A 13852-nucleotide genomic window follows, 5' to 3' on the forward strand; every position below is an offset into this window, starting at 1 on the left:
CCCGACTCCGTCATGAACACCGCTTTCGAACGCGCCATGGCCGCGTTCGAGCCAGCGCATTGGCCGCTGGCGGTGGGGTTCAGCGGCGGCGCCGACTCAACCGCTCTGCTGGCCGCCTGCGCCTTGCGCTGGCCGGGGCAGGTGGTGGCCTTTCATGTGCATCACGGGCTGCAGGCCGCGGCCGACGATTTCGAACTTCATTGCCGCAAGGTGTGCGAACGCCTTGGCGTGACGCTCGTCGTTCATCGCGTCGATGCGCGGCACGCTCCCGGCGACAGCCCGGAAGATGCCGCCCGCCGGGCTCGTTATGAGGCTTTTGCCCACATGGCGCGCATGGAGGGTGCGGGTGCCGCCATCAAGTCGGTAGCGCTGGGGCATCACGCCGACGACCAAGTGGAAACCTTGCTTCTTGCGCTGTCGCGCGGGGCGGGGTTGCCGGGCCTGGCAGCCATGCCGGCGCATGCGCCACGCAATGGCCTGCACTTTTACCGGCCGCTGCTGGCCGTTCCCGGCGCCGATGTGCGCGCATGGCTTGTCGGGCGCGACCTGCCGTGGATCGAAGACCCGACCAACACCGACGCGCGCTACACGCGCAACCGGATTCGCTCGGTGCTGCTGCCCGCATTGGCGCAGGCTTTTCCACAGTTCCGCGCCACCTTCACACGCAGCGCGAGCCATGCCGCGCAAGCACAGGAACTGCTGGTCGAGCTCGCGGCGCAAGACCTGGAAACGGTCGGCGACCCGCCTCGCATCGCCACGCTGCAGACGCTGTCGCGGGCGCGGCAGGCCAATGTGCTGCGCCATTGGCTCATGCGCACGCACGGCACCGCACCCAGCGCCGCGCAGCTCGATCAGTTGCTCGACCAGGTGCGCGCCTGCACCACGCGCGGCCACCGGATCCACCTGAAGGTGGCCGCGGGGTTCGCCGAGCGGCAGGGCGATTTTCTGCATTGGTACAATGCCCGGCCCTCGCCGAAGACTTCGCTCTGACAGCTTGCAGGGCGCCGCCTTTCAAGCGGCCCTTTTCTTTTCTCTGATTTCATCCATGGCATTGATCGTTCACAAATACGGCGGTACGTCGATGGGCTCGACCGAGCGCATCAAGAATGTCGCCAAGCGCGTCGCCAAGTGGGCGCGTGCCGGCCACCAGATGATCGTGGTCCCAAGTGCCATGAGCGGCGAGACCAATCGCCTGCTCGGCCTGGCCAAGGAACTGGCGCCCAGCAAACCCGGCGTGGCCCACAGCCGCGAACTCGACATGCTGGCCTCCACCGGCGAGCAGGCTTCGTCCGCGCTGCTGGCCATCGCGCTGCAGGCCGAAGGCGTCGAGTCGGTCAGCTACGCCGGCTGGCAGGTGTCGGTGCGCACCGACAACTCGTACACCAAGGCGCGCATCGAAAGCATCGATGACGCACGCGTCATGGCCGACCTGAATGCCGGTAGGGTGGTGGTCATCACCGGCTTCCAGGGCGTGGACGACGCGGGCAACATCACCACGCTCGGGCGTGGCGGCAGCGACACCTCGGCCGTGGCCATTGCCGCGGCCATGAAGGCGCATGAATGCCTGATCTACACCGACGTGGACGGCGTCTACACGACCGACCCGCGCGTGGAGCCCGATGCGCGCCGCCTCACCACCGTGAGCTTCGAAGAGATGCTCGAGATGGCGAGTCTGGGCTCCAAGGTGCTGCAGATTCGCTCGGTGGAATTCGCGGGCAAGTACAAGGTGCCGCTGCGCGTGCTTTCGAGCTTCACGCCGTGGGACATCGACATCAATGAAGAGGCCAAGTCCGGCACGCTGATCACTTTCGAGGAAGACGAAAACATGGAACAAGCCGTCGTATCCGGCATCGCATTCAATCGCGACGAAGCCAAGATCTCGGTGCTCGGCGTGCCCGACAAGCCCGGCATCGCGTATCACATTCTCGGTGCCGTGGCGGACGCCAACATCGAAGTCGATGTGATCATTCAGAACCTCAGCAAGGACGGCAAGACCGACTTCAGCTTCACCGTGCATCGCAACGAATATGCGAAGACGATCGACCTGCTGCAGTCGAAGGTGATGCCTTCGTTGGGTGCCACGGAAATTGTGGGCGACACCAAGATCTGCAAGGTCAGCATCGTGGGCATCGGCATGCGCAGCCACGTGGGTGTGGCGAGCAAGATGTTCCGTGTGTTGAGCGAAGAGGGCATCAACATCCAGATGATCTCGACCAGCGAAATCAAGACTTCGGTGGTGATCGACGAAAAATATATGGAACTGGCAGTGCGCGCACTGCATAAAGCGTTCGATCTGGACCAACCGACTGCTTAAGTGATGGCATAATCGTGGCTCTTTCAGGAACTGTGACCGAGTGGCCGAAGGTGCTCCCCTGCTAAGGGAGTATGGGGTGTAGAGCCTCATCGAGGGTTCGAATCCCTCCGGTTCCGCCAGATAGCTAACAAAAACGGCCCCTCACGGGGCCGTTTTTCATTTCGGCTTCAATCCGCTTGGTAGGCCGACTGTTAGGCCGACCTTCAGCACAACCAGCTAAGCCACCTCGGCCTGTCGCTGCAGCGGCAGCCACAGCACGAACCGCGTGCCTGTCGGGTGCGATTCCCAATTCACCGTGCCGCGTATCGCCTTCGCCCGACGCCGCTGGTTCTGGAGCCCGCGTCCCGACGATGTCGACGACCCACCGAGCGCACGCTGCACATCGAACCCCTGCCCGTTGTCCTCGATCGTCACCTGCACGCCCGCGCCCGCCATCGACGTGCCCACGCGAATCTGCGTTGCGCGCGTGTGCCGCAAGATGTTCGAGATGCTCTCCTGCACGATGCGCAGAATGTGCAGCGCGCTCGACGGGTCTAGCCATTCCAGCGCAGGCAGCTCCTGCACCTCCCAGCGCAGCGACACGCCCGTGCCTTCGAGCCGCGGTGCCAGCCGGTAGCGCAGTGTGGCGAGCAGCAGCAGCAGGTCCGCCTCCACCGGCTCCAGCGAGTCGAGCGTGAGCTTCAGGTCGTCCAGGCAGCTCTTCAGAATCGCCGATACCTTCTCGTCGCTCATGCCCCCGCCCTCGACCGAGCGGATGGCGCTGATCAGCGAAGAGCCCAGCCCGTCGTGCATGTCCTGCATGAGGCGCTGGCGCTCGTCGCTGATGGTCTGCAGGCGCTCGATCTCGCGCAGCCGCTGGTGGCTCAGCTCCAGTTCGGCTTCGCGCTTGCGCAGGCGCTGCGCAAGGCTCGCGTTGAGCTGCTCGACCTCGCCGATGGCGTGCACGTAGCGGCGGTACATGAGCGCGCCGAACACGCTGAACGTGACGGCGTTGGTGTATGCGCCCAGGTACCAGCCCTCGGGGCTGATGAAGTTGTTCTGCAGCAGCCAGTCGGTAATGCCCAGCAGCACGCAGATGCCGATGCCGACCGCCACCAGACGCCCCTCGTCGGAGCGGCGCCACGCGCTCACGCCGCCGACCAGGCACACGGCCATGCCCATCAGCGCGGCCACGGCGTAGATCAGCGGCGTGACCTGCGGCGTGTTCTGCACGATGGCCAGTCCCGGCATCGTGACAACGGCGATCGCAGCAGTGGCCACCACCACGCCGCGGGTCAGCCACTTGAGTTGTCGCCCATGCAGCTGGCGAAGAAAGAAGTGCACCACCATCACCAGCCAGAAGAGCGAGTTGACGGTCAGCCAGGCGAACCAGTCGTTGGCAATCGGCTGGCCCACATAGAAGTGCAGCCCCCGCATGAAGGACGTGGCCGAGAGGTTGAAGAACAGCAGGTAGCCGGTTTCGTCGCGCCGCCTGAACCACACGAAAAGGGCGAACACGCCCACCGCCATGAATGCCGCGCTGAGCATGGCGGGCAGCTCCTGCTGCAGCCATTGGCGCATGCCGTGGCGCCCGCGCAGCGCGTCCACGGGCCCGATCCACAACGACGACAGCGCAACCTGCGCGCTGCGCGTGTGCTCCAGGCGAAGCAGGATCTCGTGCGGGGGCGTGTTCTGCGGTCCGTTGTCCAGCGCAACCCACAGCGGGGTGCGCGTGCTGTTCCACAGTGGGCCCAGCTGCTGCGCCCGATGAACCAACTGTCCGTTGGCGTAAACGGCGATCGTCCCGTCGGTCTTGATGCGGATGCCGTACAGCGCGAGCGGCCCGGAGGAGGGCGGCAGATCGCGCGTGGAAAGCCTGACCCAGGTGGTGCGGGTCGCCTTCTCGGCGGGCGCGAACTCCGCCTGGCGCAGCAACGCGATAGGCAGGGCAAGCGGCAGCTCTACCGGCTCCCACGTGGGGGGCAGGGCAGCGCTGTCTTGCGTCAGCGGCGGCGCTGTGAAGCCTGGCGAATCATCGACCTGCCAATCGGCATGGGTAAGGTGCAGCACCGCCTCTGAATGCTGCAGGCCCGCGGTGCCACCGAAGAATGCACCGATGGAGCCCAAGAGTGCCATCGACAGCACGAGCAGCACGTTGGCAAAGAAGGGTGCGAGGCGGTGGTTCAAGGGGCGGGTGTGGGTGGGCGTCCAGAGCCGGAGCGAAGGCGATGAAACCTATTTTCGCATTCTGTAACTACCAGTTGACACATGTCACGGGCAACCGCATTGTTGATGTTCGAATCCACCAGCGAAAGTCGCCGATGCCGCACATTGCTCGCCGCCTGCGAATGACCGCCTTGTCCTCTCACTTGTACCGACGAGACGGGTTCACGCTGCTCGCCATGTTGGTGTCCTTGTGTTCCTGGCTCTTCTTCTGGTTCGGCGACTGAGTGCCTACGGCGTTGGCCTGGCAGGGGTCAGCGCGGAAATGGCTGCGACAGCACCCACTGCGCCAGTGCCTGCGCTTGCGCCGGCGACACCTGGGTTTGGCGCGGCATGATCACGCGCCCCCAAGTGCCCACGCTGCCATTGAGAATTCTTCCGGCCAGTCGCTCCGGCGCGTCGCTGTCCTTGCGGTAGCGCTCGGCAATCTGCGCAAAGCCGGGGCCGACCTGTTTGTGCACCAGCCCATGGCAGGCCATGCAGCCGCTCTTCTTGGCCAGTTCCGCGGGCGCCACCTGGGCTTCGGCGCCGAATGAAGGCGTCGCCGACATCAGGGCCAGGGCAATTGCAAAGGGAGCTTGGGTGTTCTTGAACATGCTTTGACGTGGGGGTCTGGGGCCGTTGAAAGATAGCAGCGACTGGTCGAAATCATCAGGTGTGGCGCGGCAGTCTCACCTTCGCGACATTGCGATCAAAAGTAACTATATGTATGGTTAAATCCCCGCAACTATCGCGAAGAAGACGAGGGATTGCATGAAGCTGTTGCTGAGCATTGCGTTTGCCGCTGTGGCGCTGGCCGGTTGTGCCACTGCGCCGGCGCCAACGCCGACCGAGCCCGGAACGGGCAAGGGCACCGCCTATGTGCCCATGGTGGCCATGCAGGGCGTCGACAAGACGCGCTACGACACCGACGTGGCCGAGTGCCGCACCACGGCCAACCGCATCACGGCCCGCAGCGAAACCGGTGATGCCATGTGGGGCGCGCTGGGCGTCGGCCTGATCACGGTGTACGGGCAAGGCATCGTCGCCGCGGCGTCGTACACGGGCATCACCGCAGCCATCATCGACTGGAACGGCCGCCCCGACCCCAGCCTGATTGCCGAGCACCAGCAGATCGCCATCGTGCATTGCATGGCCAAGCGCGGTTATCACAACCTCGACACCAACGTGCGCGACAGCTTCTACGGCAACACCTTCGACCCCGGCGTCATCGTGAAGCCGCGCCGCACCGGCGTCGATACGTACAACGTGGAAACACTGGCCAAGGCCGGCCGCTGCAACCTGCAGCCGCGTGCGGAACTCACAGCCAAGGGCCCCGGCTACGAGACCTACAACGTGCCGTGCGACAACGGCGGCACGTGGGCCGTGCGCTGCGAGTTCGGCAAGTGCCGCGTGCTGGCGCAGGCCGTCATTCGGCGCTCCTGAAAGGTGTCAGTCGCCGTCGGGCGGCAACCACGCGAGCGCCCGGTGGGTCGTTCGCTTCAGCGGCAATGAAAGGGCGGCGAAGCGCGCTTCGATCTGCTCTCGCTGCCGCCCGCTGATGCGCATGCCCAGCGACACTGGCAACTGACGGCAACATGCCAGCGCTTCGCCCACATTGATCTTGAGTAAGGCCGCGGTGGCGCGTGCTGCATCGCCCACGCGCTGCGGGGGGCATTCGACCAGCTGCAGGTCGTATTCGGGAAAGAGTTCGCGAGAGATGCCCGGCGTGGGCGAATTCGATGTGCACTCGCCACTCACAAAACCGCCGAGGTCGAGGAACGCATCCTCCTCGTGGTAGTGCTTGAGTGCCTTGGCAAAGTGTTCCAACGATGACAGCGCGTGCTGGCGTTTCTGCACCGTGAGCACATCCGCAAAGGTCGCGGCCTCCAGGTAGTGAACCAGCTTGTGCTCGACCGCAAAGGCCGGCATCTCACGACCGCGCGCATCTTCTACAGGCTCTTCTTGCTCGTCTTCGTCAGTAGACAGAAAGAAAATGGCGTCGCGCAAGGCGACGTCGTCACTCGCATAAACCCAGCTGTACCGACGATACAGATCGTCATCGTCCAGGCAGGCCGCCAAGGCCTCGACGGCCTCGCGAAAACTCAGCAATTGCGCCATGTCAGGCGCCTCCCTGTACGCAGGAAGGCCCCGCCATGCAAACGCTCAACGCCAGACGTAGTGGCCGCGCACCATGCGGCCGTGTTCTCGGTGCGCCGGCACCCACACCTTGTGCGGGCGATGGTGCGGGCGCTCGTAGCGAGGGCCGGGGCCTGCGCCGTGGCGCTGCGACATCGGCTGCGCCAGGGCAGCGGTGGAAGCGAGCATGCATGCGGCAAGAACGAAGATGGTTTTTTTCATGTTGGAGTAGTCCTTCTGTGTGATGCACCTGAATCGGTACGAAGCCCAGCTTATGGGCGCGCCTCAGAACACTTCGTAGGCGAAGTTGCACTTTACAAACAGGACACCAGAGCGCTCGCGCTGCCTCGTTCACTTGATGATCAAGCCCTTGAGCGCCGGGTCCGGCGGCGGGGGCTTCAGCTTCATGGCCCGCATCGTCTTCACCACCAGCTGCGCAATCATCACGTTGCGGTGGCGCTTGCTGTTGGCAGGCACCACGTACCACGGCGCGTGGTCGGTCGACGTGTTGCTCAGCGCACTTTGGTAGGCCTGCTGGTAGTCGCTCCACTTGGTGCGCACGGTGAGGTCGTCCTTGCTGAACTTCCATTGCTTGCCGGGCGTGTCGATGCGCGCCTGCAGGCGTTCGCGCTGCTCGTCCTTGTCGATGTGCAGCATGCACTTCAGAACGACCGTGCCGGTCTCTGTGAGCAGTCGCTCGAAGTCGTTGATCTGCGCGTAGCGTCGCTTGGCCTCGGCCTTGTCGATCCAGCCTTCGACTACCGGCACCAGCACGTCTTCGTAGTGGCTGCGGTTCCACACCATGATCTCGCCGGTGCGGGGCACCGCCGCGTGGCAGCGCCACAGGTAGTCGTGCGCGCGCTCCTCGTCGTTAGGTGCCTTGAAGGCCGTCACTCGCACGCCCAGCGGCGAGGTGCGCGAGAACACCCAGCGCACCGTGCCGTCCTTGCCGCTGGTGTCCATGCCCTGCAACACCAGCAGCAGCTTGCGCCGGCCCTCGGCATGCAGCACGTCCTGCAGTTCGTCGAGCTCGACGGCCAGCGCATCGACCTCGGCGCGCTGCGAGGCCTCGTCGCCTTCGCAGAAGGGCGTGTCGTCGGGGTCGATGTGCGACAGCTTGAACTTGCTGCCGACGCGGTATTTCTTGAAGCTGGTCATTGAGCAGGACTCCCGTGAAGAACCAAGGAAGCCGACAGCGTAAGCGATCAGCGTTCGCTGTCGTCCTTGTCCCCGTCCTTGTGCGCGTCGTCCAGCGATGCGCTCCAGCGGCTGTCCCACTCCGCATGGCGCGCGGCGCCATCGAGCTCGCGCCGGTCGCGCTTGGTGGGGCGGCCCTGCTCGATGGACAGGGCGGGCTCGGTGCCGTTGCGGCGCAATTCGCGCATGGCGGCCTGCGCAGCGATGCTCTCGGGCGTTTCTTCGTAGAGCTGCTGCGCCACGGGCGCCGGCCCGCGCTGGCCGCTCAGGCCGCGCACCGTCACGGTCCGCGTCAGTGGGCCCATGCGCAGCGCCACGGTGTCACCGGGCTTGACCTCGCGCGAGGCTTTGGCGACGTCGCCGTTCACCTGCACGCGGTTCTTGCCGATTTCCTCCGCGGCCAGCGAGCGCGTCTTGAAGAAGCGGGCAACCCAGAGCCATTTGTCGATGCGCAGACGTTCCATAGAAATCAGGAGTGAGGTCGGGAATTGTGCCGCGACTCTGGCGCTGCCAGCGGCAGTCGCACGACAGCATCGAGCCCGATCACGCGTGGGGGCCCGTCCTGCGCATGCGGGGCAGCTTCGCGGTTCTCCAGGCTGATGCGCCCGCCCAGCGCCAGCACGATCTCTCGGCAGATCGCCAGCCCCAACCCCGAGCCGCTCGACGCGCTGCCCGCCGCAAAGGGTGCGAACAGGCGCTGGCGCAGCTCGGGCGAAATGCCCGGGCCGCTGTCTCGCACCGTGAGCACGGCTTCGTCGCCCTCGGGTTGCACCGACACCGACAGCGCCGCGCCCACCGGGCTCAGCTTGATGGCGTTGTGCAGCAGGTTGCGTGTGAGCTCCTGCAGCATCCATTGGTGGGCCTGCACGCACACCGGTTGGTCGATGGCAAGTTCGAAGTCGAGCGCCCGGTCGGCCACCAGCGGCGACAGGTCCAGCGCCATCTGGCGCACCACCTCGCCGAAGTCCAGCGTCACCGACTCGGGCTGCTGGCGCAGTTGCTCGACCTTGGCCAGCGACAGCATCTGGTTGGCCAGCGCCGTGGCGCGTTCCACCGTCTGGCTGATTTCGCGCAGCGCCTGTTCGGGCGCCACGTCGCCGCGCTGTGCCGACTGCACCTGCGCCTTGAGCACCGCGAGCGGCGTGCGCAACTGGTGGGCGCTGTCGCGCACGAAGCGCTTCTGGTGGTCCAGCAGCCGCTGCATCCGGCCCATGACCTGTGTGGTGGCGTCGATCAGGGGGCGCAACTCGCGCGGTGCGTCGGGCGCATCGATGGGCGAGAGGTCGTCGGCCGGGCGCCGACCGATGGCCTCTCCCAGTTCGCGCACCGGGCGCGTGGCGCGCTGCACCACAAACAGCGTGGCCAGCGCGATCACGCCCATCAGCAGCAGCTGCCGCCACAGCGTGTCCAGCAGCAGCTTGCGCGCCAGGGTTTCGCGGATCTCGAGCGTCTCGGCCACCTGCACCACCGCCATGCCGCGCCCGCGCGCGCTGGCCACCGGCTGCAGCAGCACCGCCACGCGCACCGGCTGGATGCGAAACTGGGCGTCGTAGAAGTCCACCAGCGCCGCGTAGGCGCTGCGGTCCGGCAGGCGGCCGCGCCAGAACGGCAGTTCGGCAAAGCCAGAGATCATCTCGCCATCGAGCGCCGACACGCGGTAGAACAGCCTGCTTCTGTTGTCGGCCTCGAAGGCCTCCAGCGCGGAGTAGGGCACGATGGCGCGCAGCTGCGCCAGCTCGTCGTAGCCCTCTACGTCGAGCTGCTCGCCGATGGTCTTGGCCGAGGCGAGCAGCGTGCGGTCATAGGCCGTGGTGGCCGCCGCCAGGCTCTGGCGGTACAGGCTCACGCTGTTGATCACGATGAACACCGCAATCGGCGCGAGGATGCCGAGCAGCAACCGCGCGCGAAGGGAAGACACCCGCGTCATGCCTCGGGGCGCAGCAGGTAGCCCAGGCCGCGCATCGTCATCAGCACGGCGCCGGTGCCCGCGAGCTTTTTGCGCAGCCGGTAAACCACCACCTCGATGGCCTCGTACTGCACGTCGACCTCACCCGGGAACACCAGCTCGAACAGGCGCTCCTTGGTCACCGCGTGGCCGGGTTTCATCATCAGCGCCTTCAGCAGCGCCAGCTCGCGCGGCGTGAGCTCCAGCAACTCGGCGCGGTGGTAGATGGCGCCGTTGTCGGGCTCGAAGCGCAGCCCGCCAATCTCTTGCGGGTTGAGCCCCGCGTCCTGCCCGGCCACGCCGTGGCTGCGCCGGCGCAGCGCGCGAATGCGGGCCTCCAGCTCGTCCAGGTCGAAAGGCTTGGGCAGGTAGTCGTCGGCACCGGCGTTCAGTCCCATGATGCGGTCGCCCACCGTGCCGCGCGCCGTCAGCAGCAGCACGGGCGTGCGCAGCCCTTCGGCACGGGCCTGTGCCAGCACCTGCAGACCGTCCAGGTTGGGCAGGCTCAGGTCGAGCGCCACCACGTCGGGTTCGATGGCGCGCCACTGCGCCACGGCCTGCGCCCCGTCACCGCAGATGCGCACGTCGATCCGGCGGCGCCCAAGGGTGCGCTGCAGGGTGATTTGCATCGAGGGATCGTCTTCGACCAGCAGCAGTTTCATGGGGGCAAGGGGCGATGAAGGGACAAACGGCGGGTGTGTTCTTCGGTGTTTTCCCCAGTCTGGTGGACAGCCAACTGACAGCGGGGCGGCGCATGATAGCGCTCAGGTTCAAGTCAGGTTCCTTTCAAGTTCCTTCCAGTTTTCAGGAGACAACAATGCGTCGCGATACCTTTCTGAAGTCTTTGGCCGCGCTGGCCGCCGCCGGTGCCCTGCCACTGTCCGCCCGGGCTGCCGCCAACGTCAAGATGATGATCCCGGCCAACCCCGGCGGTGGCTGGGACACCACCGGCCGCGCGCTCGGCAAGGCCCTGACCGACGCCAAGGTGGCCGACACCGTCACCTACGACAACAAGGGCGGCGCCGCCGGCGCGCTGGGCCTGGCCCAGTTCGTCAATGGCTCCAAGGCCGACGCCAACGCGCTGATGGTCATGGGCTCGGTCATGCTGGGCGGCATCATCACCGGCAAGCCGCCGGTCAAGCTGGAGCAGGCCACGCCCATCGCGCGCCTGACCACCGAATACAACGTGTTCGTGCTGCCGTCGAACTCGCCGTTCAAGACCATGAAGGACGTGGTCGAGCAGCTCAAGAAGGACCCGGGCAGCGTGAAGTGGGGTGGCGGTTCGCGCGGCTCCACCGAGCACATTGCCGCGGCCATGATCGCGCAGAAGGTCGGCGCCGATCCTTCCAAGATCAACTACGTGGCCTTCCGCGGGGGCGGTGAAGCCACCGCCGCCATTCTGGGCGGCAACGTCACCATCGGCGGCAGCGGCTACAGCGAGTTTGCCGAGTACATCGCCGCCGGCAAGATGAAGGCCATTGCCGTCACCTCCGCCCAGCGCCTGCCGGGCATCAACGTGCCCACGCTGAAGGAGCAGGGCATCGACGTGGAAATCGGCAACTGGCGCGGCGTGTACGGCGCGCCCGGCATCTCAGCCGAACAGCGCAAGGCGCTCACCGACATGGTGCTGGCCGCCATGAAGAGCGCCTCGTGGACTGAATCGCTCAAGAAGAACGAATGGACCCCGGCCGTGATCTCCGGCGACGCCTTCGCCAAGTTCGTGGACGACGACTTCGCCGCGCTGCGCGCCATCATGACCAAGTCCGGCATGGTGTAAGCCCCCGGGCCTGCCCACCGGCTCGCTCACTGGCCCGCCCCACGGCGCGCTGTCCTCGCAAGAGCAGACAGCGTGCCGTTTTCAAATCTGGCGCCGCTCCGGCGCCGCACACCCGGGATAGAAAATGACAACTCCAGACTCCTCGGTCTTGCCTGGCAACGGGCCTGACGGCTCTGTCAGCCCTACAGGCTCCACAGTCACGTGGCCGCAAACCCTGGTCGGCGCCGGCGTGCTGCTGACCGGCCTGGCGCTGGCCTTCGGCGCCATCGGCATTTCTTCAGAGGCCGGCTACGGCGGCGTCGGTCCCAACTTTCTGCCGTGGATGGTGTCGGTGGTGCTGGTGCTGTGCGGCGGCTGGATTCTGTGGGAAGCACGCACCGGCGGTTTCCGTGAGCTCGACGCGCCCTCGGGTGCCGCGCACGCCTACTGGCCCGGCTTTGTCTGGGTGTCGGCCGGGCTGCTGCTGAACGCCGCGCTCATCACCACGCTGGGCTTCATCCTGAGCTGCACGCTGTGCTACGTGCTGGCCGTGCAGGGGCTGCGCCGCGCGAGCGGGCAGGCCGGCGTGAACGCACCGCGCACCTGGGCCAACGACTTCATCGCCGGTGCGCTGATCTCCGCGCCGGTGTTCTGGATGTTCACGCAATTCCTGGCCATCAGCCTGCCTGGCCTCACCAACACCGGGTGGTTCTGACATGGAAATCTTCAATGCACTGATGTCGGGTTTCGCCCTTGCGATCACCCCGATCAACCTGCTCTGGTGCCTGGTCGGCTGCGCGCTCGGCACTGCCGTGGGCGTGCTGCCCGGCATTGGCCCGGCCGTGGCGGTGGCCATGCTGCTGCCCATCACCGGCAAGGTCGACATCACGGCCTCGATGATCTTTTTCTCGGGCATCTACTACGGCGCCATGTACGGCGGCTCGACCACTTCCATTTTGCTCAACACGCCCGGCGAGACCGCCAGCATGGTGACCGCGATGGAGGGCAACAAGATGGCCAAGAACGGCAGGGCGGGTGCGGCGCTTGCCACGGCCGCCATCGGCTCCTTCGTGGCCGGCACCATCGCCACCGTCATCGTTACCTTGTTCGCGCCCTTCGTGGCCGAGTTCGCGGTCAAGCTCGGCCCGCCCGAATATTTTCTGCTGATGCTGCTGGCCTTCACCACGGTGAGCGCGGTGCTTGGCAAGAGCACGCTGCGCGGCATGACGGCGCTGTTCGTCGGCCTGGCCGCGGGCTGCGTGGGCCTGGACCAGATCTCTGGCCAGGGCCGGTACACGGGCGGCGTGCCCGAGCTGCTCGACGGCATCGAGATCGTGCTGGTGGCCGTGGGCCTGTTCGCGGTGGCCGAGGTGCTGTACGCGGTGCTGTACGAAGGCAAGGTCGTCGAGGCGCAGAACAAGCTGAGCCGTGTGCACATGAGCAAGCGCGACTGGAAGCGTTCCATTCCCGCCTGGCTGCGCGGCACCGCCATCGGCACGCCCTTCGGCTGCATTCCCGCGGGCGGCACCGAGATTCCGACGTTCCTGAGCTATGCGATGGAAAAGAAGCTCGCCAAGGACAAGGACGCCAAGGCCGAGTTCGGCACCACGGGTGCCATCGAAGGCGTGGCCGGCCCCGAGGCCGCCAACAACGCCACGGTAACGGCCGCCCTGATTCCGTTGCTGACGCTGGGCATTCCCACATCGAACACCACGGCCATCTTGCTGGGTGCATTCCAGAACTACGGCATTCAGCCGGGTCCGCAGTTGTTCACCACGTCGGCTGCGTTGGTGTGGGCGCTGATTGCCTCGCTGTACATCGGCAATGTGATGTTGCTGGTGCTCAACTTGCCGATGGTCGGCCTGTGGGTCAAGCTGCTGAAAATTCCGAAGCCCCAGCTTTACGCCGGCATCCTGATCTTTGCGACGGTGGGTGCTTACGGGATGCGTCAGAGCGCGTTCGACCTGTTCCTGTTGTATGCCATCGGTCTGTTGGGCGTGGTGATGCGTCGCTTCGATTTCCCGACGGCCCCTGTCGTTGTGGGCATGATTCTTGGGCCGCTTGCCGAGGCGCAGTTGCGCAATGCAATGTCGATCGGCGAGGGCAGTGCGTTGGTGTTCTTCCAGCGTCCGATGTCGATCACGCTGGTGGTCGTTGTCGTGGCCGTGCTGGTGCTGCCGCGTCTTGCCAAGCGGATGAGCGAACGCAAGTTGAGGCGGCTCGCTGTTCAGTGATTTTTTGCGGTCGCCGTCTTGCGCTTTTTCTTGGCGTTGGCGGCGCTGCTGTTCGGGGCGACGCTCACGCCGACGGGGTACCTTGC

At 65.8% G+C, this 13852-nt stretch carries 14 protein-coding genes and 1 tRNA gene; 7 read left to right on the forward strand and 8 right to left on the reverse strand.

Going from position 1 to position 13852, the window contains the following annotated elements; genetic code table 11:
- The first annotated feature begins 12 nt into the window (after positions 1–12).
- The 3 genes from tilS to VLK31_RS06695 all read left to right on the forward strand — a co-directional run bounded on the left by tilS (position 13) and on the right by VLK31_RS06695 (position 2433).
- Positions 13–990, forward strand: coding sequence for a tRNA lysidine(34) synthetase TilS (gene tilS / locus VLK31_RS06685; RefSeq protein ID WP_409167602.1), 978 nt, complete (start codon positions 13–15; stop codon positions 988–990).
- A 55-nt stretch (positions 991–1045) separates the two neighbouring features.
- Positions 1046–2314, forward strand: a complete 1269-nt coding sequence (locus VLK31_RS06690; RefSeq protein WP_409167603.1) for an aspartate kinase — start codon at positions 1046–1048, stop codon at positions 2312–2314.
- A gap of 26 nt (positions 2315–2340) precedes the next feature.
- Positions 2341–2433: transfer RNA gene (locus VLK31_RS06695), tRNA-Ser, on the forward strand.
- Between the two features lie 97 nt (positions 2434–2530).
- On the opposite strand, the gene VLK31_RS06700 is transcribed toward VLK31_RS06695, so the two are convergent.
- Both VLK31_RS06700 and VLK31_RS06705 read right to left on the reverse strand, forming a co-directional pair.
- Entirely contained in the window at positions 2531–4429 is a 1899-nt protein-coding gene (locus VLK31_RS06700) for an ATP-binding protein (RefSeq protein ID WP_409168035.1), read from the reverse strand.
- Between the two features lie 341 nt (positions 4430–4770).
- Positions 4771–5112, reverse strand: coding sequence for a c-type cytochrome (locus VLK31_RS06705; protein ID WP_409167604.1), 342 nt, complete (start codon positions 5110–5112; stop codon positions 4771–4773).
- A 157-nt stretch (positions 5113–5269) separates the two neighbouring features.
- Here VLK31_RS06705 and VLK31_RS06710 point away from each other — a divergent pair, with 157 nt between their 5' ends.
- A complete protein-coding gene (locus VLK31_RS06710; protein ID WP_409167605.1) occupies positions 5270–5941 on the forward strand; it encodes a hypothetical protein in 672 nt (223 codons plus the stop codon).
- Between the two features lie 6 nt (positions 5942–5947).
- Here VLK31_RS06710 and VLK31_RS06715 read toward each other — a convergent pair whose 3' ends face one another.
- From VLK31_RS06715 to VLK31_RS06740, 6 genes are all read right to left on the reverse strand, one after another.
- Positions 5948–6616 carry a hypothetical protein gene (locus tag VLK31_RS06715; protein ID WP_409167606.1) on the reverse strand — a complete coding sequence of 223 codons (669 nt, stop codon included), beginning with the start codon at positions 6614–6616 and terminating at the stop codon, positions 5948–5950.
- A gap of 45 nt (positions 6617–6661) precedes the next feature.
- A complete protein-coding gene (locus tag VLK31_RS06720) occupies positions 6662–6856 on the reverse strand; it encodes a hypothetical protein (protein WP_409167607.1) in 195 nt (64 codons plus the stop codon).
- Between the two features lie 129 nt (positions 6857–6985).
- Positions 6986–7792 (reverse strand): PPK2 family polyphosphate kinase, encoded by an 807-nt coding sequence (locus VLK31_RS06725; protein ID WP_409167608.1) that lies wholly within the window; start codon positions 7790–7792, stop codon positions 6986–6988.
- 47 nt (positions 7793–7839) lie between these two features.
- Positions 7840–8295: an RNA-binding S4 domain-containing protein gene (locus tag VLK31_RS06730; RefSeq protein ID WP_409167609.1), complete on the reverse strand. Its 456-nt coding sequence runs from the start codon at positions 8293–8295 to the stop codon at positions 7840–7842.
- 5 nt (positions 8296–8300) lie between these two features.
- Positions 8301–9758 carry a sensor histidine kinase gene (locus VLK31_RS06735; RefSeq protein ID WP_409167610.1) on the reverse strand — a complete coding sequence of 486 codons (1458 nt, stop codon included), beginning with the start codon at positions 9756–9758 and terminating at the stop codon, positions 8301–8303.
- Positions 9755–10438, reverse strand: a complete 684-nt coding sequence (locus tag VLK31_RS06740; protein WP_409167611.1) for a response regulator — start codon at positions 10436–10438, stop codon at positions 9755–9757. The genes VLK31_RS06735 and VLK31_RS06740 overlap by 4 nt, the downstream gene beginning before the upstream one ends.
- Before the next feature lie 155 nt (positions 10439–10593).
- Between VLK31_RS06740 and VLK31_RS06745 the strand changes: the two genes are divergently transcribed.
- From VLK31_RS06745 to VLK31_RS06755, 3 genes are all read left to right on the forward strand, one after another.
- On the forward strand, positions 10594–11553 hold the full coding sequence (locus tag VLK31_RS06745) for a tripartite tricarboxylate transporter substrate binding protein (protein WP_409167612.1): 960 nt from the start codon (positions 10594–10596) through the stop codon (positions 11551–11553).
- Positions 11554–11677: 124 nt separating this feature from the next.
- A complete protein-coding gene (locus tag VLK31_RS06750) occupies positions 11678–12247 on the forward strand; it encodes a tripartite tricarboxylate transporter TctB family protein (RefSeq protein ID WP_409167613.1) in 570 nt (189 codons plus the stop codon).
- 1 nt (position 12248) lies between these two features.
- Positions 12249–13766: a tripartite tricarboxylate transporter permease gene (locus tag VLK31_RS06755; protein ID WP_409167614.1), complete on the forward strand. Its 1518-nt coding sequence runs from the start codon at positions 12249–12251 to the stop codon at positions 13764–13766.
- The last annotated feature ends 86 nt before the right edge of the window (positions 13767–13852 follow it).

The organism is Variovorax sp. H27-G14, assembly GCF_046156345.1.
Taxonomy (GTDB): Bacteria; Pseudomonadota; Gammaproteobacteria; order Burkholderiales; family Burkholderiaceae_C; genus Variovorax.